The organism is Pseudolabrys sp. FHR47 (assembly GCF_005153485.1).
Classification (GTDB): Bacteria; Pseudomonadota; Alphaproteobacteria; order Rhizobiales; family Xanthobacteraceae; genus Pseudolabrys.
The window spans coordinates 4,496,604-4,517,519 of sequence record NZ_CP039740.1; the positions used below are offsets into that span (position 1 = coordinate 4,496,604).

22 protein-coding genes and 1 pseudogene are annotated in these 20,916 nt (G+C 63.3%); 14 read left to right on the forward strand and 9 right to left on the reverse strand.

The annotated features are described in order from the left end of the window. Positions 1-633: 633 nt before the first annotated feature. From ffh to rplS, 6 genes are all read left to right on the forward strand, one after another. On the forward strand, positions 634-2,193 hold the full coding sequence (gene ffh, locus E8Q40_RS21735) for a signal recognition particle protein (protein ID WP_137046491.1): 1,560 nt from the start codon (positions 634-636) through the stop codon (positions 2,191-2,193). A gap of 49 nt (positions 2,194-2,242) precedes the next feature. Then, positions 2,243-2,581, forward strand: a complete 339-nt coding sequence (gene rpsP, locus E8Q40_RS21740; RefSeq protein WP_137046492.1) for a 30S ribosomal protein S16 — start codon at positions 2,243-2,245, stop codon at positions 2,579-2,581. Positions 2,582-2,659: 78 nt separating this feature from the next. Continuing rightward, entirely contained in the window at positions 2,660-2,995 is a 336-nt protein-coding gene (locus tag E8Q40_RS21745) for a GIY-YIG nuclease family protein (RefSeq protein WP_137046493.1), read from the forward strand. Continuing rightward, on the forward strand, positions 2,992-3,516 hold the full coding sequence (rimM, locus tag E8Q40_RS21750) for a ribosome maturation factor RimM (protein ID WP_137046494.1): 525 nt from the start codon (positions 2,992-2,994) through the stop codon (positions 3,514-3,516). The genes E8Q40_RS21745 and rimM overlap by 4 nt, the downstream gene beginning before the upstream one ends. Before the next feature lie 144 nt (positions 3,517-3,660). Then, a complete protein-coding gene (trmD, locus tag E8Q40_RS21755) occupies positions 3,661-4,356 on the forward strand; it encodes a tRNA (guanosine(37)-N1)-methyltransferase TrmD (RefSeq protein ID WP_137046495.1) in 696 nt (231 codons plus the stop codon). A gap of 120 nt (positions 4,357-4,476) precedes the next feature. After that, positions 4,477-4,863, forward strand: a complete 387-nt coding sequence (gene rplS, locus E8Q40_RS21760) for a 50S ribosomal protein L19 (protein WP_137046496.1) — start codon at positions 4,477-4,479, stop codon at positions 4,861-4,863. 96 nt (positions 4,864-4,959) lie between these two features. Here rplS and E8Q40_RS21765 read toward each other — a convergent pair whose 3' ends face one another. Further along, positions 4,960-6,138 (reverse strand): aminotransferase class V-fold PLP-dependent enzyme, encoded by a 1,179-nt coding sequence (locus E8Q40_RS21765; protein WP_137046497.1) that lies wholly within the window; start codon positions 6,136-6,138, stop codon positions 4,960-4,962. 97 nt (positions 6,139-6,235) lie between these two features. Between E8Q40_RS21765 and kynA the strand changes: the two genes are divergently transcribed. Continuing rightward, on the forward strand, positions 6,236-7,081 hold the full coding sequence (gene kynA, locus E8Q40_RS21770; RefSeq protein WP_246662958.1) for a tryptophan 2,3-dioxygenase: 846 nt from the start codon (positions 6,236-6,238) through the stop codon (positions 7,079-7,081). A 236-nt stretch (positions 7,082-7,317) separates the two neighbouring features. Further along, complete coding sequence (leuC, locus tag E8Q40_RS21775; protein WP_137046499.1) at positions 7,318-8,721, forward strand: 3-isopropylmalate dehydratase large subunit; 1,404 nt, start codon at positions 7,318-7,320, stop codon at positions 8,719-8,721. 77 nt (positions 8,722-8,798) lie between these two features. On the opposite strand, the gene E8Q40_RS21780 is transcribed toward leuC, so the two are convergent. From E8Q40_RS21780 to E8Q40_RS21795, 4 genes are all read right to left on the reverse strand, one after another. Further along, positions 8,799-10,916, reverse strand: coding sequence for a LamG domain-containing protein (locus E8Q40_RS21780; RefSeq protein ID WP_137046500.1), 2,118 nt, complete (start codon positions 10,914-10,916; stop codon positions 8,799-8,801). Positions 10,917-10,967: 51 nt separating this feature from the next. Further along, on the reverse strand, positions 10,968-11,996 hold the full coding sequence (locus tag E8Q40_RS21785; RefSeq protein WP_137046501.1) for a hypothetical protein: 1,029 nt from the start codon (positions 11,994-11,996) through the stop codon (positions 10,968-10,970). 174 nt (positions 11,997-12,170) lie between these two features. Further along, entirely contained in the window at positions 12,171-12,413 is a 243-nt protein-coding gene (locus E8Q40_RS21790; RefSeq protein ID WP_137046502.1) for a hypothetical protein, read from the reverse strand. Between the two features lie 5 nt (positions 12,414-12,418). Further along, positions 12,419-12,676, reverse strand: coding sequence for a hypothetical protein (locus E8Q40_RS21795; protein ID WP_137046503.1), 258 nt, complete (start codon positions 12,674-12,676; stop codon positions 12,419-12,421). A 128-nt stretch (positions 12,677-12,804) separates the two neighbouring features. Between E8Q40_RS21795 and E8Q40_RS21800 the strand changes: the two genes are divergently transcribed. The 3 genes from E8Q40_RS21800 to leuD all read left to right on the forward strand — a co-directional run bounded on the left by E8Q40_RS21800 (position 12,805) and on the right by leuD (position 14,419). After that, on the forward strand, positions 12,805-13,230 hold the full coding sequence (locus E8Q40_RS21800) for a metallopeptidase family protein (RefSeq protein WP_137046504.1): 426 nt from the start codon (positions 12,805-12,807) through the stop codon (positions 13,228-13,230). A gap of 10 nt (positions 13,231-13,240) precedes the next feature. Beyond that, positions 13,241-13,705, forward strand: a complete 465-nt coding sequence (locus E8Q40_RS21805; protein ID WP_137046505.1) for an HXXEE domain-containing protein — start codon at positions 13,241-13,243, stop codon at positions 13,703-13,705. A gap of 108 nt (positions 13,706-13,813) precedes the next feature. Then, entirely contained in the window at positions 13,814-14,419 is a 606-nt protein-coding gene (gene leuD, locus E8Q40_RS21810; protein WP_137046506.1) for a 3-isopropylmalate dehydratase small subunit, read from the forward strand. Between the two features lie 71 nt (positions 14,420-14,490). Here leuD and E8Q40_RS21815 read toward each other — a convergent pair whose 3' ends face one another. Beyond that, positions 14,491-14,694, reverse strand: a complete 204-nt coding sequence (locus E8Q40_RS21815) for a DUF6494 family protein (protein WP_137046507.1) — start codon at positions 14,692-14,694, stop codon at positions 14,491-14,493. A gap of 256 nt (positions 14,695-14,950) precedes the next feature. On the opposite strand from E8Q40_RS21815, the gene E8Q40_RS21820 reads away from it, so the two are divergent. Next, complete coding sequence (locus E8Q40_RS21820) at positions 14,951-15,541, forward strand: polymer-forming cytoskeletal protein (RefSeq protein ID WP_137046508.1); 591 nt, start codon at positions 14,951-14,953, stop codon at positions 15,539-15,541. Between the two features lie 78 nt (positions 15,542-15,619). Here the strand turns inward: E8Q40_RS21820 and E8Q40_RS21825 are convergent, their stop codons facing one another. Next, positions 15,620-16,498 (reverse strand): CoA ester lyase, encoded by an 879-nt coding sequence (locus tag E8Q40_RS21825; protein ID WP_137042463.1) that lies wholly within the window; start codon positions 16,496-16,498, stop codon positions 15,620-15,622. 16 nt (positions 16,499-16,514) lie between these two features. On the opposite strand from E8Q40_RS21825, the gene E8Q40_RS21830 reads away from it, so the two are divergent. After that, positions 16,515-17,339, forward strand: a complete 825-nt coding sequence (locus E8Q40_RS21830; protein ID WP_246662959.1) for a DUF429 domain-containing protein — start codon at positions 16,515-16,517, stop codon at positions 17,337-17,339. A gap of 148 nt (positions 17,340-17,487) precedes the next feature. On the opposite strand, the gene E8Q40_RS21835 is transcribed toward E8Q40_RS21830, so the two are convergent. Continuing rightward, complete coding sequence (locus tag E8Q40_RS21835) at positions 17,488-19,137, reverse strand: hypothetical protein (RefSeq protein WP_137042464.1); 1,650 nt, start codon at positions 19,135-19,137, stop codon at positions 17,488-17,490. 212 nt (positions 19,138-19,349) lie between these two features. Here E8Q40_RS21835 and E8Q40_RS21840 point away from each other — a divergent pair, with 212 nt between their 5' ends. Continuing rightward, on the forward strand, positions 19,350-20,015 hold the full coding sequence (locus tag E8Q40_RS21840) for a carbonic anhydrase (RefSeq protein WP_137042465.1): 666 nt from the start codon (positions 19,350-19,352) through the stop codon (positions 20,013-20,015). Positions 20,016-20,263: 248 nt separating this feature from the next. Here E8Q40_RS21840 and E8Q40_RS22325 read toward each other — a convergent pair. Beyond that, positions 20,264-20,653, reverse strand: a pseudogene (locus E8Q40_RS22325) (Asd/ArgC dimerization domain-containing protein); the annotation flags it as partial. Positions 20,654-20,916: the final 263 nt, after the last annotated feature.

Below are 20,916 nucleotides of genomic sequence, written 5' to 3' on the forward strand. Positions count from 1 at the left end.
GGAGGGGCATAGCCCCCAGCCAGCTAGTCAGCCCGAAAAGGGCGGATCGGACGCTTCTCAGGGCCTGCCGATCCCCGTCACTAGCAAGTTAGACTTGGATTCCTTTTGCTCATTGGAAACAATGGGTTGAAGTGAGATACGAACAGTTTTTAGAGAAACCGTGTGCGGGGCGGAATAAAGCAAGCTATATCAATAGCTTGTGGCACATGTCGCTCGGCCTGCCGATTCGAAAAAGTACATATTTTTCAATAGCTTTGGTTATTGGCTCGGCGGATTAAACATGACCGAACCTAAGCCACTGATAAATTGTAGAGAATCAGTGACTCTTGTTCGGTGAACTTTGACTTGACCGTACTCCTCCCGGTCCCTAGTTTCCCGCCGTTCTCGATAGAGACTGACGAATTCGACCCGCCGCCCGGTCCATGAGGCCGGAGGCCACCGCCCGACAGCGCGATGCGCCCTCGGGCGTTAAGTCGTTTGCGCTCCTTCACCTCTCCCCTGTGGGGAGAGGTCGATCCGAAGGCGAAGCCTGAGGATCGGGTGAGGGGGTTCCTGAATTTGAGGGCGTAACCCCTCACCCGACCGCTTCGCGGTCGACCTCTCCCAATGGGAGAGGTGAAGAAAGAGAAGTGGATGTTCGACAATCTGTCGGAAAAACTTGGCGGCATTCTCGACCGCCTCACCCGCCGGGGCGCGCTGTCGGAAGCCGACGTCGACGCCGCGATGCGTGAGGTGCGCCGTGCGCTGCTCGAGGCCGACGTGGCGCTCGATGTGGCGCGCGAGTTCGTCGACAAGGTCAAGAAAGAAGCCGTCGGCGCCATCGTCGTGAAGTCCGTCACGCCGGGCCAGATGGTGGTCAAGATCGTGCACGACCAGTTGGTCGCCACGCTGGGCGCCGAAGCGCAGGCGATCGATCTCAATGCCGCGCCGCCGGTCGCGATCATGATGGTCGGCCTGCAGGGCTCCGGCAAAACCACCACCACCGCCAAGCTCGCCAAGCGCCTCACCGAGCGCCAGAAGAAGAAAGTACTGATGGCTTCGCTCGACGTGCGCCGTCCGGCCGCGATGGAGCAACTCGCCGTGCTCGGCCGCGAAACCGGCATCGATACTTTGCCCGTCGTCGCCGGCCAACAGCCGCCGCAGATCGCGCAGCGCGCGCTCCAGGCCGGCCGCCTCGGCGGCTACGACATCGTGCTGCTCGACACCGCCGGCCGAACCACGCTCGACGACGAAATGATGAACGAGGCGGCCGAGGTGAAGCGCTCGGCCAACCCGCATGAAGTACTGCTCGTCGCCGACTCGCTGACCGGCCAGGACGCCGTCAATCTCGCGCGTTCGTTTAACGAGCGCGTCGGCCTCACCGGCATCGTGCTGACCCGCGTCGATGGCGACGGCCGCGGTGGCGCCGCGCTGTCGATGCGCGCCGTGACGCAGAAGCCAATCAAGCTGATCGGCACCGGCGAAAAGATGGACGCGCTGGAGGAGTTCGATCCCGCGCGCATCGCCGGCCGCATTCTCGGCATGGGCGACATCGTCGCCCTCGTCGAAAAGGCCGCCGCGCATATCGACGCCGAAAAGGCGGCGCGCACCGCCGAGAAGATGCGCAAGGGTCAGTTCGACCTCAATGACATGCGCGACCAGCTTCAGCAGATGATGTCGATGGGCGGCATCGGCGGCCTCATGGGCATGATGCCCGGCGTCGCCAAGATGAAGAACCAGATCGCAGCGTCCGGGATGATGGACGACAAGCTGCTCAAGCGTCAGGTCGCGATCATCGAGTCGATGACGCCGCAGGAGCGGCGCAATCCCGACATTCTCAAGAATAGCCGCAAGAAGCGCATCGCCGCCGGTTCGGGCACCTCGCCGGAGCAGATCAACAAGCTCCTCAAGATGCATCGCGGCATGGCCGACATGATGAAGATGGTCGGCAAGGGCGGCAAACGTGGCCCGCTCGCCGGCCTCGGCCAGATGCTCGGTGTTGGCGGCGGCGCAGCACCGTCGCCGGAACAGCTCGCCGAGATCGCCAAGAACATGCCGGGCGGCGGAGGCGGTCAACTGCCGCCGGGCTTGCCCGGTAGCGGAGGTTTTCCGCCGACAATGCCGAAATTGCCGCCGAACATGCCCGGCCTCCCGGGCCTCGGCGGGAAATTCCCCGGACCCGGCGGACTGCCGGGCTTCGGGAAGAAGAAATAACCCAACTTCAACACATCAACGATCGAGATACCTGAAAGGAAACCTGAAAATGCTCGTCATCCGTATGGCCCGCGCCGGCACCAAGAAGCGTCCATTCTATCACATCGTGCTCGCCGACTCGCGTTCGCCGCGCGACGGCCGCTTCATCGAACGCCTCGGCTACTTCAATCCGCTGCTGCCGAAGGACAAGGAAGAGCGCCTCAAGCTCGACTACGAGAAGGTCAAGGAGTGGATGAAGAAGGGCGCGCAGCCGTCCGACCGCGTGATGCGCTTCCTCGACAAGGCCGGCGTTGCCAAGCGCACCGTGCGCAACAATCCGGAGAAGGCCGTGCCGCGCAAGGAACGCAAGGCTAAGGCCGAAGAAGCCGCCAAGGCCCCGGCGGCCTGAGGTTCGTCATTCGCCGTTGTGCTACCCTCGTCCTGAGGAGGCCGGCATTAGCCGGCCGTCTCGAAGGACGAGGCCGCAATGGGTGCGTGGCTTTATATTCTTCGGTGCAACGACGGCAGCTATTACACCGGCACGACACGTGCCGATCTTGAGCGGCGCGTGGCCGAGCATCAAAGCGGGCACTTTCCCGGTTACACCGAGACCCGGCGGCCGGTTGAATTGGCCTATAGCGAGTACTTCGATCAAATCACCGACGCGATTGCAGCCGAACGCCAGATCAAAGGCGGGTCGCGCGTGAAGAAAGAAGCGTTGATGTCCGGGGATTTCGCAAAGCTTAAAGAGTCGGCGCGGCGGCACCGAAGCCCCTCTCTTCATGGTTCGAGACGCGGCGCTCCGCGCCGCTCCTCACCATGAGGTCCGAGAGCACGGACAAAACCCGCGTATGCGTCGCGCGCATTGGCGCGGCGCATGGCGTGCGCGGCGAGGTCAAGCTGTGGTCCTTCACCGAGGACCCCGAAGCGATCGCCGATTACGGCCCGTTCGAAACGCAGGACGGCAAGCGCACCTTCGAAATCGAACAGATGCGCGCGGCGAAGGATCACTTCGTCGTGCGCCTGTCCGGCGTGCCCGACCGTACCGAAGCCGAGAAGCTCACCAACACCGATCTCTACGTGCCGCGCGATCGCCTGCCGGCGATCGACGAGGACGGCACCTATTATCATGCCGATCTCATCGGCCTTGCCGCGGTGTCACCGGAGGGCATCGCGCTTGGCAAGGTGACGGCGCTTTACAATTTCGGTGCCGGCGACCTCATCGAAATCGCGACGCCGCAGGGCGGCGAGCCGATGCTGCTGCCGTTCACCAATGCGGTGGTGCCGGAGGTCGACATCAAAGGCGGCAAGATCACGGTCGTGCTGCCGTCGATCATTGAGTGATCTTCTTATCCCTCCCCTGAAAGGGGAGGGTCGACGCGCGTAAGCGCGTCGGGGTGGGGTCAAACTGACCTCACCGATGACCCCCACCCGGCGAGCTTCGCTCGCCGACCTCCCCCTTGCAGGGGGAGGTATAAGGACTGTGTGATGTTCCGCGCCACCATCCTCACCCTCTATCCGGAGATGTTTCCCGGCCCGCTCGGCATCAGCCTGGCCGGCCGCGCGCTCGCCAATGGGCTGTGGTCACTCGAAGCCAAACAGATCCGCGACTACGCCACCGACAAGCACGGCACGGTCGATGATACGCCGGCCGGCGGTGGCCCGGGCATGGTGATGAAGGCCGACGTCCTCGCCCGCGCGCTGGATGCCGTTTCGCCCGATGCCCGTCCCCGCATGATCATGAGCGCGCGCGGCAGACCGCTGACGCAAGCCAGAGTCCGCGACCTGGCAGCCGGCCCCGGCGCGGTGATCCTGTGCGGCCGCTTCGAGGGCGTTGACGAGCGCCTGATCGAGGCACGCGGCCTCGAGGAAGTCTGCCTCGGCGATTTCGTGCTGTCCGGCGGCGAGATGGCCGCCCTGACCCTGCTGGACGCCTGCGTGCGCCTCATTCCGGGGGTCATGGGCAAGGAGGCCTCCGGCGTCGAGGAAAGCTTCTCCGACGGCCTCCTGGAATACCCCCAGTACACCCGGCCGGCCGTGTTTGAGGGCCGGCCGATCCCGGAGGTCCTGACCTCCGGCGACCACGCCAAGGTCGCCGCCTGGCGCCGCGCCGAGGCCGAAAGGCTGACCCGGGAACGCCGCCCGGACCTCTGGGCGGCCTTTTTGGCCCGAAAGAAGCCCTGAAACGGGGCCAAAACCCTAGGTGACAAGGGCCCCGCTTTGCTCTAAAAGCCCGGCCAACCCATTCAGTTTGAGCCTTGAACCGCGCGCCGGTTGCTGGCGCTGCCGACGGAGATTTGAGCCATGAACATCATCCAGGAACTTGAAAAAGAGCAGATCGAGAAGCTGTCCGCCGCCAGGACGCTTCCGGAATTCGCACCGGGCGACACCGTGATCGTCAACGTCAAGGTGACCGAAGGCGACAAGACCCGCGTGCAGGCCTACGAAGGTGTCTGCATCGCGCGTTCGGGCCGTGGCCTGCACGAGAGCTTCACCGTCCGCAAGATTTCGTACGGCGAAGGCGTCGAGCGCGTGTTCCCGCTCTACGCGCCGGCGATCGACTCGCTCAAGGTCGTGCGCCGCGGCAAGGTGCGTCGCGCCAAGCTGTATTACCTGCGCAACCTGCGCGGCAAGAAGGCCCGCATCGTCGAAGCGACCAGCTCGACCGGCGCCGAAGCGGCGGCCTCTTAAAAAAAGTTATGGCTGTTCGAGGATAGCCAAAGGGGCTGCGCTTGCGCGGCCCCTTTTCTTTTTTGCGCCAATCGCTCCTCAAATCCGAATGCAGGCTCACAGGCTCCGCAACCGCGTCAACAGGCGCTCCACATCCGCGGCGGTGTGATAGAGGCCGAAGCCGAGCCGCAGCCTGTCGCCACGCACATCGGTGACAATGCCGGCCGCATGCAGGCGATCGTACCAGGCCCCCGCGTCCGCGCTCTGGAAGGTCAGGAAGTTGCCGCGCGCCGGATTGTCGAGCGGCACAACCAGATTGTCTGCCGTGAAAAGTCCCCACGACTTCTCCGCCATCGCCGCCATGAATTGCTGCTGCAACACTTCGACATGCGCGTGAATCAGCGCGGCATCGATCTCTTCGCTCGCCAGCCATTCGAGCACAGCGCGCAAGCGATAAAGTCCTGACGGATCGAAAGTCGCGCCCATGAAGCGCCAGCCATCCTCGGCATAGGGCACGCCCGTCTGCACGCCCGCGAGATTGCCAAAGCTGGCATACCAGCCAGTGTTGCGCGGACGCGGGGCAAAACCCGGCGGACAGTGCATGAAGCAGGCGCCTTCGCCGGCCATCGCATATTTGTAGCCGCCGGCAATGTAGAAGGCGCGGGTCGCGATACGCGATAAGTCGGTCGGCCGCGCCATGAAGCCGTGATAGCCGTCGATCACGACCAGCCGCTCCGGCGCCGCGACCTGATCCACCAGCGCTTCGAGATCGGTCAGCGCAAAGCCTGAATTGAAGAACACCTGGCTGACGAAGACGAGGTCCGGCGCCTCCTCCTTCACCGCCGCTGCCAGCCGTGTGGCGAAGGTGGCGAAGGGCTCGGCCGGAACCTGCGTCAGGGCAATGATGCCGTCTTCCTTGAGCCGCTCGGTCTGACGCCTGAAGGAATGGAATTCGCCGTCGCTCGTCACCACCCGCATCGGCCGGTCGAGCGGCCCGCAGGACAACAGCCGATTAACGAATTCGAAGGTGTTGGGCGCCGGGACCAGAGTCGCGGGGTCGGGCAGGTTCAGGTGCCGCGCCAGCATGACGCGGACCGCCGGCCAGACCTCGCCGAGCACATGATCCCATTTGTCGTCGGCGAGGCGCGCGGCGTCGGCCCAGGCGAGCTGTTGGGCGGCCTCGGTCACGTCCGGCCAGAAATGATGGCTGTGCGCGGCGAAATGCAGGCGCTCCGGATCGGCGCCGCGAAACCGGCTGAAAGCGCCTGCGAGATCGAGCGGAACGGGCCGCGCCATATCATTTCCCCGCGTTGTCAATGGACTACCGGCCGATACGTTTTAAGTTTAAAGTATCTTGCCGGCCCTTGTCGAACCCTTTCACCGGATGCCACCCATGACCGAACGCAAGCCGCCCGAGACCCGCGTCGAACAGGACATGCATGTCGATCTCGCCGGCAAGCTCAGCTACGGCGCCTATCTCCAGCTCGACCGGTTGCTGTCGGCGCAGCGGCCGGTAACGCAGGAGCACGACGAGGTCGCGTTCATCATCATCCATCATGTGCAGGAGCTTTGGCTGAAGCTGATCGCGCATGAACTGGAAGCGGCCACCCAATCGATCCGGCGCGACGACCTGCCTCCGGCCTTCAAGTCCTTCGCCCGCGTCACCCGCATCCAGGAGCAACTCATCCGCGCCTGGGACGTACTCTCGACCATGACGCCGGCCGATTATCTCGCCTTCCGCAGCGCGCTTGGCCCCGCCTCCGGCTTCCAGTCCTTCCAGTATCGCCTCGTCGAATTCCGCCTCGGCGCCAAGGACGCAAAGATGGTCCTGCCGCATCGGCATCATGCCGAGCACCACGACATTCTGAGCAAGGCACTGGCCGCGCCAAGCCTGTACGACGAGGCGCTGCGGCTGCTCGCGCGCCGCGGCTTTGCGGTGCCGCAGGCTGTGCTCGATCGCGACGTCACACACCCGCATGTCAGCGACCCGGCGGTGCGCGACATCTGGCTGTCGATCTATCGCGACCCGGACAAGCACTTCGACCTGTACGAGCTGGCCGAGGAACTGGTCGACATGGAGGACTGGTTCCAGCAATGGCGCTTCCGCCACATGAAGACGGTCGAGCGCATCATCGGCTTCAAGCGCGGCACCGGCGGCTCCTCCGGCGTCGGCTTCCTGAAAACGGCGCTGGAACGCTCGTTTTTCCCCGAATTGTGGGAGCTGCGGACCCTGCTTTAACCCGGCGGCGGGCGTTCCGGCTTTATTGTCGAAACCGCAGCGACTGGCTATATACCCTGTCATGGTTCTAAAGGTTCAGCGCATCATTCTGGCCGACCACACCCGCCTGCCCTGGCGGTTCTTCGGCCGCCTGACCGCCGTCCAGGCCGGGCTTTGACCGGCGCGGCGCGCTGACCGCGCGCGCCTGCTGCCCGCGAACGCTTCAGAACCAACCCTTTCAGACAAGGTACCAAGCCATGCAACCGCGCACCCTGTACGACAAGATCTGGGACGACCACGTCGTCGATGTCCAGGAAGACGGCACCGCGCTGCTCTACATCGACCGCCACCTGGTCCACGAAGTGACCAGCCCGCAGGCCTTCGAAGGCCTGCGCACTGCCGGCCGCCCGGTCCACGCGCCGGAGAAGACGCTCGCCGTCGTCGATCACAACGTGCCGACCTCGGATCGTTCCAAGCCCAATCCCGATCCGGAAAGCGCCGAACAGATCGCCGCGCTGGCACAGAACGCCAAGGACTTCGGCATCACCTACTTTAACGAACACGACAAGCGTCAGGGCGTCGTTCACATCATCGGCCCCGAGCAGGGTTTCACCTTGCCCGGCACCACGATCGTGTGCGGCGACAGCCACACCGCGACGCATGGTGCTTTCGGCGCGCTCGCCTACGGCATCGGCACCTCCGAGGTCGAGCATGTGCTGGCGACGCAGACGCTGCTGCAGCGCAAGTCGAAGAACATGCGCGCCATCGTCGACGGCAAATTGCCGCCGGGCGTGACGGCTAAAGACATCATCCTTGCCATCATCGGCGAGATCGGCACCGCCGGCGGCACCGGCTATGCGCTGGAATATGCCGGCGAAGCCATCGACGACATCTCGATCGAAGGCCGCATGACCATCTGCAACATGTCGGTCGAAGGCGGCGCCAAAGCCGGCTTCGTCGCGCCGGACCAGAAGGTGTTCGAATATCTGAAAGACCGGCCGATGGCACCGAAGGGCGCAGCCTGGGATCAGGCCATGCGCTATTGGGAAACCTTGCGCTCGGACGACGGCTCGCACTTCGATCGGGAGATCAGGCTCGACGCCGCCAAGCTGCCGCCGATCGTGACCTGGGGCACCAGCCCCGAGCAGGTCGCCTCGATCGCCGGCCGCGTGCCGGTGCCGTCGGAAATCCACGATGAGAAGAAGCGCGTCGCGGCCGAGCGTTCACTCGGTTACATGGGCCTCAAGGGTGGCGAGAAGATCACCGACATCGCGATCGACCGCGTCTTCATCGGCTCCTGCACCAATGGCCGCATCGAGGATCTGCGCGAAGTCGCGCGCGTCGCGCAGGGCAAGAAGGTCAACGCCAATGTGTCGGCGATGATCGTGCCGGGCTCGGGCCTGGTGAAGCTGCAGGCGGAAGCCGAAGGCCTCGACAAGATCTTCAAGGAAGCCGGCTTCGACTGGCGCGAGCCGGGCTGCTCGATGTGCCTCGCCATGAACCCGGACAAACTGGCGCCGGGCGAGCGCTGTGCCTCGACCTCGAACCGCAACTTCGAGGGCCGGCAGGGCTACAAGGGACGCACGCATCTGGTGTCGCCGGCCATGGCCGCCGCCGCCGCGATCGCCGGGCATTTCGTCGACGTGCGCGAGTGGCGCTGAGCGCGAGCGAATCCTAAAACTGAAAACGCCGCCCAACGAGGGCGGCGTTTTTTTATCGCACGATCGCGCCGGATTCATCAGACGTGAATCTTTCGCGCCTCGCTGCTGCTTGGAATAAGTGGACAGTTCGATGGCTGCTGTGCCCACACATAGACGATGTAAGCCGCAGCGACGACCAACTCGGCGATGGTCTCCGCGACGGCCGCGGCCGTGCCGAACAGGGCGACCAGGATTTTCACGACAAGCCGTCCGAGCAGGTACCAGGACAAATAGCTCAAGGCGATCTTGATCAGCGGCCAGAGCACTCCGTAGTTCTGGAGGATGGCCAGGGTGCCGAATACCCCAGTCACGTTGGCCAAAGTCAGGTTCTGCGTGATGACGGTCATCAGCGGCCGGTTCTGCAGGATCTTCGTATTGATGAAATCCATCGCCTTCTGCGTCAGCGTTGCGTAGATACCGAAGATCGTCAGCAACGCCGAGACCACCGACCAGATCATCTGAATACGCCACATATTGCAGTCGCTGATCGACTCTTCCGGCGCGCGGAACACCACGATGGATTTTTCGGGCGTGTGATGGATCAGGATGTGCTCGCCGGCGATCTTGTGATGCGTGATGATGCAGCGCATGTCGAACGGCCGTTCCCGCATCATGGTGCGGGCGCGCACCCAGGCGCTCTCGAGCCGCCCGCGAAATTGAGCCCTCATCTCCGGCGGCATCAGCGCGACCAGCCGCCCTTCGAGATCGCTGCGCATCGCCTCGTCCAGCAATCTGTCGAGGTCCGGAACGTCGTCGAATGAAATCGACGCGCGGATCGACGCCATTTGCTCCGGCGGCAGTTGGGCGTAACCCGGCTCCGCATCGTAAAGATGAACTTGCGCCGGTCCCTGGCCGGGACGCACCGAGTTGGTCTGCGGCTTGAGCCACGCCGTGTCGGCAAGACCGATCGGAGTTCCGTCGACTTCATCACGCGGCAATGCCTGGGCGAAGTCGTAGTGCGAGACAAGGCCCGGCTCCATCAGCGGATAGCCGTTCTGCCACTGGGCTATCGCGGCGGCATCCAAACAGATGCTCCAGATGTCGACCGACTGAACGTAGCCCTGCAGGGTCCATGCGCTCGACGGCTGGTCGGCGATGACGGCGCCGGCGACAAGCACGTTGGGCGCGGATAGCGGCGAGATCGCTCCGAACGAGGAGTTGGACGTATCGATCGCGCCATTCACATAGATCGACAACGTCGCCGTCGCCGGATCGTAGGTCGTCGCAACATTGATCCATCGGCCATACGAGACCGTGGCGTTCGACAGCAGCGAATTCGACGCCACGCTGATATCGCCACGCAGCGACGCAAAGCGATAAGCGTTCACATTGGTGTCGTAGTAAAGATACAGCGCAACACCGCTTTGAGCGTCAAGCGGCTGATTGACCAGGATCGCCTGACCCGCCGGAATGATGTCGGAGGTGGCACCGATCACGTTCGGGTTGTCGACGTAGATCCAGGCCTGGATCGTATAGGCGTCGTTGCCGGCACCGCCAGGGTTGGTATTGGCGTCGCGAATTGGCTGGCAATAGGCCGTCCCGGTCAGCGACACGGACGGCACCACGTTCATCACCGTGGCACCCGACGTCAACGTCAACGGCAGATTATGGCCCGATGTATCGGCCGGCGGATTGATCGAGAAATCGAAATAGGCGGCGTAAGCCTGGCTCGGGTCCGGGTCGAACATCGCATCGAGAATCTGCGAGAGCGACAGGGCCGAACTGTAGACCCGCACGCAATTGAGGTTGCCCTGCAGATTGCTGCCGATAACGATCGGATTCGATCCGGCGGGAGCGCTGCCTTTGATTGTCGCCTGGGTATCGAGTTCGCCATCGATATAGATCTGCAGCATATTGCCGGTGAAGACGCAGGCAAGATAGGTCCAGTCGTTCTCAGAGATCGGATTCGATGAGCCGTTCGACCACAATGTCGGCATGCCGACGATCTGGACGAAAGCCTGCCGGCCGACCACCCCGAATGCGAACGTCCCATCCTGCACGAGAATGTTCGCGGTATTCTGCAGACTGCCGAACTGAACCCAGGCAGCGATGGTGAAAGGCTGACTGCCATTCAGCGCCACGCCTATATTCGACGCGGTTTGCGCTTGGCCGGTGACAAAGAAGTTGGTCTGGAGAAAAGAGGTCGTGTTGGACATGGCCCGCTCCTTGTTGCTTACCCTGGAATTCTTGGCAGCGTTGAAGCGTCCTCACGACGAGGGCTGATATCCGATCGAGCAGTTTCCGACCTTGATCAAGACGCCGACATTGGATCGACCGGCTGCCAGCGCCTTGGCGCGGATGATGTTCTCGTCTCTCTCCAGGGGGCCGAAGTCCTCGGCGAACATGGCGATCTCTTCCTGACTGTCGGAGCCAAAGTAGAGCGTCGTCTGAATGCTGGCGCCGCTCGGCCAGCTCGTTCCGGATGGCGCCTGCGCGATCGTTTCCATGTAACCGGAGTACTGCGGAGGCAGAAATGCTGAGGGTCCGGGAATCGCCTGATCCGGCGAGGTCACGGTCGTGGTCTGATTGATGCCGAGCGCGGTGTTGAGCAATTGCACGGTGGTCCCGATCGGTACACCGCTGCATTGCGCCGACACGGCCATCAGTATCTGGCTGTTGAAACGGTTCGAAATCAGATTGAGCTGATCCCATTCCGGCTCGTTGGGATTGGTCACCAGCGTCATGTTGCGCCAACAGATATTCTGGTTGGTGCGAACCCACATCACGAACGAATCCCAGGTCGGAAAGGGCGGAATATCCGCCGCCGTCCAGGGATTGGCCAGGGTCGAAACGGCGCCGACCATGCAGTAATGCTGGCCGCTGGGCAGTGCCGCGGGTGTCCAGGTGAACGGCGCCTGCGTCACCGTCACGGCGTTGGCGTTGACGGAAGGGAGAGTATCGAACGGCTGCCACTGGTTGTTGACGTTGGCCAACAACGCGTTCGGCGTCCACTGATCGGGAGTCATCAACAACGACGACGGGCACCAGTACAGATAGACCGTCCCGCCCGACGCCGTGGAGCCGAGGTTCTTGCCGCGCACATAGATGTAGTTGCTCTGATTGACGATCAGCGCCTTGTTGGGATCGCTGCTGTAATTAGCCGTGTAGGTTGAGGTCGGGTCGGCCACCAACTGGTTTTGATTACAGATGATATCCGGCGATGTGTAGGGATACCCGGGCGACGGCGACTGTCCCGAATCCTGCAATGAATCGCGTACCAGAATGTTCCAGCCCATTACGCCCCCCTATGTTGTCGTCCTTTCCTCATGCTTGCATAGGTTGCAAAACAGGTAAATTGCTACTGAAAATTTATTTGCGCACCGTTTGGTGTTGTGTGAATGCAGCGCAACGCCTCCGCGCCAACCGGCACGCGGGAGGTCAATGCTCAAATGACTTCAGTGACGGCGCTTCTACTGCCACCAGCAATGCATCACCGGCACAATGACCGTGCCGCTGGGACGATGCTGCTCGACCAGCCGCGCCTGACATTGGCGCGTCGAATTGGGTCCCGGCTTGGCGCGTCCCGGAGTGATGATGATGCGCTGGCGCGAGGCCTGCGCCACTTCGGTGCCGCGCGGCGTCTGGGCCGCGGCGGGCAGTGCCGCGACGGCAGCGATCGAACCGGCCAAGGCGACAGCGAGGATACGGCGCATCGAGGTCACCAGCGCTGGCTGCGGGCGCTGTAGGGCGCGAACAGCCCGACACTGCGCTCGCGGCGCGGGGCGCGCTCGTAGACCACCCGATCCGAATGATGCGAGCGGGCATAGGCCGCGAAAGCCTGCCGGTCGGCGGAAGAGGAATAGCTGACCTTGCTGCGCGGCTCTTTGCAGCCAAAGAACTCGGCCGAGGCCGGCGTCGCGGCGGCGCCGGTCAGTGCGGCGGCGAGAATGGCGGATCCGAACAACTTCAGGGCCATGACGTGTCCTTTCGCGATGCCGCCATAATAGTTAACGGCCGCCTATTCCGCAAGCACGGTCAACGGCTTGGCCAGTCCTTCCGCGGCGCGCTTGGTTCGGACCGCCGTCTCGCCTAGATAACCCTCCCATGGCACGCGAATTCGACGATCCGGAGGGCTGGTTCGGGGCGGAAGCACCCTCGCTCGACGATATCGAGGCCCTGGCCCAGGCCGCCTATGCCCGGCTGCCGGAAACCTTCCGGGCGCTGTGCGAGGGGCTGGTCATCCAGGTCGACGATTTTCCGACCGATGAAGTCCTGGAGCACATGGGCGCGGAGAGCGAATTCGACCTGCTCGGCCTGTTCCAGGGCATCGGCCTGCCGTTCCGGTCCGACCAGATCACTGGGCAGATGCCGAATATGGTTTGGTTGTACCGGAGGCCTATCCTGGACTACTGGGCCGAGCACGAAGAGACGCTCGGCGCCATCGTGACCCACGTCCTCGTGCACGAGATCGGCCACCATTTCGGCCTGTCGGACGAAGACATGGAAGCGATCGAAGCCAGCGTGGAATGAAGGGCCGGACATGACGCTGACGGAATTGACGTGGCTGGCGCTTGCCGCCTACGGCGTCCACATTCTCGAGGAATTCACCTTCGATTGGCGGAACTGGGCGCGCAACGTGCTCAAGCTGCCGGCGGAGTGGGACCATTTCTACGTCACCAATGCGCTCGTAATCGTGCTGGGGGCCGTGGCGGCCCAACTGGCGGCGACCCGGCCGGTGATTGCGCTCGGCTTTCCCGCGCTGATGATCATCAACGCCACGTTCTTCCACGTCCTGCCTTTCATCCGGGCCAAGGGCCGCTTCTCGCCGGGGCTGATTACGGCGGTTCTGCTGTTTTATCCGCTCGGTTTTGCCTGCTTCCGGGTTGCCGATGCCGGTCCGGGGGACATCGCCGCCGCCTTTCTGATCGGCGCCGGCTTGATGGCCTCCCCGGTTGCGCTGCTTGTGCTGAAGGACAAACCCTATTTTCGGCAGGACCGCGCCTAACCAAAAAACCCGCATGGCAGGGCCTCCGGGCGGGCTATTGACCGGGCCCCCGGACCGCTTCAGAAAGACGGTCCACGAGCCGCTCTCATCGGCTAACGCGAGGAAACGATGGAAAAATTTACTCACCTCGAAGGCGTCGCCGCCCCGCTGCGGATCATCAATGTCGACACCGACATGATCATCCCGAAGCAGTACCTGAAGACGATCAAGCGCACCGGACTGGGCAAGGGCCTGTTCTCGGAGCAGCGCTATCTCGACGACGGCGCCGAGAACCCGGAATTCGTGCTCAACAAGCCGGCCTATCGCAATGCCAAGATCCTGGTCGCCGGCGACAATTTCGGCTGCGGCTCCTCGCGCGAGCATGCGCCGTGGGCTCTGATGGATTTCGGCATCCGCTGCGTGATCTCGACCTCGTTCGGCGATATTTTTTATAACAACTGCTTCAAGAACGGCATCCTGCCGATCCGCGTGTCGCCGGAAGACCTCGAGAAGCTGTTCGACGACGCCGATCGCGGCGCCAATGCCACGCTCTCGGTCGATCTCGAAAGCCAAGAAATCCGCGGCCCGGATGGCGGCGTCATCAAGTTCGACGTCGATGCGTTCCGCAAGCACTGCCTGCTCAACGGCCTCGACGACATCGGCCTGACCAAGCAGAAGGCCGACAAGATTTCGAGTTTCGAGCAGAAGGCCGCCGCCGCGCGCCCGTGGGCGTAAATCCGGTCGCATGCAGATAACCGAAAGCCGCGCCAAAGGGCGCGGCTTTTTTCTTTTCGGCACGCGCTAAATTAAAGCTCGACCTTGCCGTACAGCGTGACGTTGAGGCCGATCTTCTCGCAGGTCAGATGCACCGCGGTGTCGATGGTGCCACCGCGCAAATCGCCGCGGTCCATAGCCTCGCGGATGACCTTGGTCAGCTCGGCCTGCGCCTGCGGACGCACCGTTTTGATGTAACGGTCGATCGCAACCTGCAGGGCTTTGTCGCCGATCATGTTTCTTCGACGGGCCTGTATGGCGCGCGCAACAAACAACATGCGCGGCGCGGGTTTCGCTGCGCGATATTAGCCATGATCGCAGCGGCAAGACAGGCGCCGCAGCTTCCATTTTAGGCAGCTAGTTAACGTCCGTATGACGGTCGCAGCGGCGGCGTTAGCGATAGATTCATCTTGTTCTGTACCGCCGCGCCCATCTGGTTAAGATGGCCTTGCCGCACCGCCGAGATATCCGCCGAGACCACAGGAGAGTGAGTTGAGTTACTTTTCCCCGACCAAGGGCGACCGCACCGCAAAGCCGGTCGAGACCGCCGCGCCGGAAGCCAAGCCCACCGCCGCACCGCTGCGCACCGCCGAGCGCGAAATCGTTTCCACGCTGGGCGCCGGACTGCTCATTACCGGCAACATCGTTTCCACCGGCGGCGTGCAGGTGTTTGGCCGCGTCGTCGGCGACATCCACGCCGCGCATCTGGTGGTCGGCAAAGGCGCCAATATCGAGGGCAATGTCCGCGCGCAGGATGTCATCATCGACGGCACCTTCAAGGGCACCATTCACGGCAATGTCGTGAAGCTGCAATCGACCGCCATGGTCGAGGGCGAGGTTTATAACCGCTCGCTGGCAATCGACCAGAACGCAAATTTCGAGGGCGTCGCCCGCCGGCTGTCGCAGCCGGTCGAAGCGCCGCTGGACGACCAGATCGCCGTGAAGCCGTCGACCCCGGCCTTGGTGCCGGAACAGCCGACCACCACCGCCTATGCCTATGCGAATGGCGGCAACGGTCACGCCACCCACGATGGCGGCAATATGAACAGCGAACTGCCGAACGGCCAGACGTCGAACTACTAAGTCCGGCCACATCGGCTCCGAGGAAATCAAAAGGCGCGGGATCACCCCGCGCCTTTTCGTTTGGATGTGACCCGAAATTCATCCGCGCACGGCAATTGCTTCGGCGATGGCCACGGTGCGCCGTGCCATTTCGGCGTGAAGGCGCTCGACCATCCGGCCGTCAATGGACACCACGCCCTTGGACTTGTTCTCCGGCAGATCGAAGGCCGCGATCATCTTGCGCGCCCATTCGACTTCCGCCTCGCTCGGCGAAAACGCCTTATTGCACGGCTCGATCTGGTTCGGGTGAATGAGCGTCTTGCCGTCCATGCCGAGCTCGACACCCTGCTGGCATTCGGCGGCGAAGCCTTCGGCATTGCTCAGATCGTTGTAGACGCCATCGAGCACTTCGACGCCGTAGATGCGCGCGGCCGCGATCACGGTCGTCAGCCACGGCAGCATCGGCGCCCGGCCAGGCACCAGCCGCGCCCGCGTATCCTTGGCCAGATCATTGGTGCCGAGCACGAAGCAGGACAGCCGCGCTTCGGAATCCTTGGCCTCGGCGGCGATCGACAGAATGTTGAAGATGGCGAGCGGCGTCTCGATCATGGCCCAGACCCGCGTCTTCGCCGGGGTATGCATATCGAGCAGGCGCCGGCCAATCATCTCCAGCGTCTCGGCCGACTGCACCTTGGGGATGAGAATCGCGTCCGGCGCCGCCTGTGCCGCGGCCGCAAGGTCCTCGGCATGCCACGGCGTATCGACGGCATTGGTCCGGATGATGACTTCGCGGGCGCCGAAACCGCCGGCCTTCACCGCGTCGGCAACCTGCTTGCGCGCCGCCTCCTTAGCGTCGGGGGCGACCGAGTCCTCAAGGTCGAGGATCACGCCGTCGGCGGGAAGGGTTTTCGCCTTCTCCAGCGCGCGGGCATTCGACCCGGGCATGTAGAGGACACTGCGGCGCGGACGGATGGTCATGTGGAACCCCATTTCAATGAACACCCGACCCTACCGTCCACGCGCGGTGCATGCCACTGTCATGGCGATGATCTCGACCAAAGACGATACATGGCTCGCGGGCGTCGACGGCTGCCCAGGCGCCTGGCTCGCGGTATTCGCCCGGCCGGACGGCGTGATCCTGCCGCCGCGCATCGTAAAGCGCTTTGCCGATGTCGCCTTCGGCGATGAGCGGCCGGCCATCATCGCCGTCGACATGCCGATCGGCCTCCCCGAGCAAAGCCCGGCCGGCGGTCGATTGGCCGAGCGCGAAGCGCGGGCGCTGCTCGGCGAGCGCCGATCGAGTGTGTTCCGCATTCCGTCGCGCCGTGCCGTCGAGGCCAGCGTGGCGCCCGAGCCCGCAGATGCGCGCGAGCGCTTTTTCGCCGCCTGCGCCGTTGCACGCGAAACCTCGGACGACAGCAAGGGCTTTGCCAAACAGGGCTTCTACATTCTCGACAAGGTAACTGAGGTCGACGCTTTCCTGCGCGCGTACGACGATCATGTGGGGCGCGTGTTCGAGACCCACCCCGAGCTGGCCTTCGTGATGATGAATGACGGCGCGCCGCTTGAACTGCCGAAGAAGGTGAAGAGCCGGGTGTATCCGCCGGGGCTCGATTTGCGGCGCGCGTTGTTAGTGCGCGCCGGCATTGACGAAAGCGTGGCGGCAATGAAAGCCCCGAAGGGCGCCAGCGACGACGATCTGATCGACGCGCTCGCCTGCCTCATCACGGCTCGACGCCTGTTCCGGCGCGAAGCGCGATCCTGGCCCGAGAACCCGCCGCGCGACGAGCACGGCTTGCCGATGGCGATCTGGGCGTAACGCCTGCGTCAAACTCGGCGCGCTCCCTCTCCCCTCGGGGGAGAGGGTTGGGGTGAGGGGGCAAGTGAATCCATGAGTTTGTAACCCCTCACCCGGCACGCTAACGCGTGCCGACCTCTCCCTATGGGAGAGGTGAAAGGAGGGAAGCTTAGCGCGCGCCTACCGTATACCGTCCTGGATACTGCGGCTGGCGATCCGTCGTCTCGCCCGGTTTGATGATCTTGTAGAGCTGGAAGCGGTCGCCGTCGGCGACAAGCTTGAGGTGCGACGGATAGGGATTGGGCGCATCGTCTTCGGTGAACAAGACATAGAGATAATCGAACTTGGTCCAGTTCAGCCAGAAAGCCGGCGTGCCCGGCTGCGGCTGCTCGGCGGCGACGATGAGCTGCGCCACCGACGGCGGCGTGCCGTCATGAATGTCGGCGTAATCCTCGTAGGCCGGCTTGACGTGAACGATCTGCTTGCCCGGCACCGTGAACAAGGTCGTCACCAGCGCCGAGCGTTCAATCGTGGCCATACAGGCCGCATGAACGAGGCCGAGATCGCGCACGTCGTCGCCCATCGACCGGTCGGAATAAGAGACGAACACCTTCGAGCCGGGTGCAATGCGCTTCACTGAGGCGCGTAGCTGACTCGTCGTGTCCGAAAGCTGCGTCCAGTTGTAGTCGATCTCGATCAGCCGCGCGGCCATCAGCACGATAAGCACGATCATGAAGCCGCGACGTACCAGACGGCGGCGCAGCTCGAGATCGCCGCATGCAAAAATCATGAAGGCGACGCCAATCGGAACGCGTTGGTCGGTCATGTAGGTGTCGAACATCACGCGTGGCAACGCCAGATAAATGACGCCGGCGACCAGCAGCAGCACATAGACCAACGGGTGGAAGCGCAGCACGCGATGGCGCACCGCCCAGACGATGGAGGCGCCGAGCACAGTGACGATCAGAAAAGCCGCGATGTCCGAGTAGTCGGCGATGACATACATCAGGCCGTCGATCTTGCCGCGCTGCTCCCAGTAGACGTTGCCGGCCAGCCCCAAGGTCGGGCTAGCCCACAGCAGCGGCGCGGCGACAAGGAACGGCAGACCGCCGCAGACGAACTCGGCGATGCGCGCCGGCCAACCTTTATCGCGAGAAGTCGCGCCGCGCCGATCCCAGAGCCTCAGCACTTCGTAAGACAGAATGCCGATGCCATACACACCGAGCGCCGACAGATGGCAGAAGAACAGCAGCGGCACGCTCGCCGCCGACAAGAGGTAGCGCCACGGCCAAGCACGATCGCGCAGCGCCACCCAGCCGGCCATCGCCCACAGCGCGATGCCGATGCCGAACAGATAATTCATCAGTCCGACGAGGAAGACGTAGTTGTACAGAAGCGGAAACGCGAACAGCGGTGTCGTCGACCAGCGGCCGATCAGGGCGCGGTTGAGCGCCAGCGACCCCGAGATGATCAGCGCGAACATCGCCACCATGTAGATCTGGCCGGCGACGTAGATGTTCACGCCCGCGCGCGCCAGCCATGGCACGATAAAGTCCATGGTCAGGTTCGGGATCACCTGCCAGTTGATCTGGTAGAACTCGGCCAGCCGCGGATTCTTGTCGAGCGTCGCCAGCACCTGCATGCGCGCGAGATGATTGACGTAGTCCGACAGCGGCGGCAGCGGATGGGTCCAGACCGGGATCGAAATCAGCAGCGTAAACGCCGCGAACAGCACGACGATCTGTCCGCCGGAAAAGCCGTGCGAGCGGTGACGCGCAATGGTCGGCTCGGCGTTATCCGGCCTGGTTGGTGACAGCATGTGAATTTGAGCCTGATGCGAGGCTACCAGTGATCCAATCGACCTGAACACGCGATGAATGCGGAGCCTGCCAGAAGATAGTTACGAAGGGCCTGATGGAACCCGACGTGCCGGTGCGGCAGCGGCGGCCGGCAGATCGTCGCACCGGGTTGCCTCGCCCGCGCCTATATGAGAGGCAAACGCCCGTTCCAGGAGACGCCCAGGAGACGTCCATGAGCTTCCCGCAACGCCTGATCGAGGGTTACAGCGCCTTTGCCGGCGGCCGGCTCAAATCCGAGCAGGACCGCTTCCGCCAACTCGCCGAAATCGGCCAGAGCCCGGAAATCATGGTCATCGGCTGCTGCGATTCGCGGGTCGCGCCGGAGGCCATTTTCGATGCCGGACCGGGCGAACTTTTCGTCGCCCGCAATATCGCCAATCTGGTGCCGCCCTACACGCCGGACGGGGCCCAGCGCGCCGTCTCGGCCGCGCTCGAATTCGCGGTGCAGGCGCTGCGCGTCAAACACATCGTCGTGCTCGCCCACGCCCAGTGCGGCGGCATCCGCGCCTATGCCGAGGAAGCGGCGCCGCTCTCGCCCGGCGATTTCATCGGCCGCTGGATCGAGCTTCTCGAACCGGCGGCCAAGGTGGTTGGACCGCGTGGCGATCGCGGCATGACCGAATATCTCACGGCGCTTGAGCAGCAGGCGGCGGTGTCCACCCTGGACAACCTGATGACCTTTCCGTGCATCAGCATCCTGGTCGAGCGCGGCAAGCTGCAGCTTCACGCCGCCTATTTCGGCGTCGCCACCGGCGACCTATCGGTTTACGACCCGGCGCAGAAGAAATTCGTGCGGATCGAGCCTGCCGATGCGCCGTTCAAGAGCCCGGGGTTTTGATACAGGTCGTCCCCGCGAAGGCGGGGACCCATACGCCGCGTCCTCTCGATAGCGTGTTGGCTATGGGTCCCGGGCCTCGCTGACGCTCGCCCGGGACGACATCCTTATCACGCCGCCTTTTTCTTCGCTTGAAGAAGCTTGCGGTTGATAAGCGCTTCGGCGATCTGGATCGCATTGAGCGCCGCGCCCTTGCGCAGGTTGTCGGACACGACCCACATTTCGAGGCCGTTCTCGATCGTCGGGTCGGTGCGGATGCGGCTGATATAGGTCGCATCCTCGCCGCCGCTTCATACGGCGTGACGTAACCGCCCGGCTCGCGCTTGTCGATGACGAGACAGCCCGGCGCCGAACGCAGATATCGCGTGCTTCATCTTCCGTGATGGGGTTCTCGAACTCGATGTTCACGGCTTCGAATGCGACACGAACACCGGCACGCGAACGCAGGTGCCGTTAGCTTGATCTTGGGGTCGAGAATTTTCTTGGTCTCGACCACCATCTTCCACTCTTCCTTGTGTAGCCGTCTTCCATGAAGACGTCGATCTGCGGAATACGTTGAAGGCGATGCGCTTCGGGAATTTCTTGTTCTGCACTTCGTCGAGCGTGAACACCGACTTGGTCTGCGAGAACAGTTCGTCCATCGCATCCTTGCCGGCGCCCGACACCGATTGATAGTCGCGACGACCACGCGCTTGATCTTCGCCTTGTCGTGCAGCGGCTTGAGCGCGACGACGAGCTGCGCCGTCGAGCAGTTCGGATTGGCGATGATGTTCTTCTTGCGGAAGCCGTCGAGCGCATGCGCGTTCACTTCCGGAACGATCAGCGGCACGTCCGGATCATGCGCCAGGTCGACGAGTTGTCGATCACCACCGCGCCTTGCGCCGCGATCTTCGGCGACATTCCT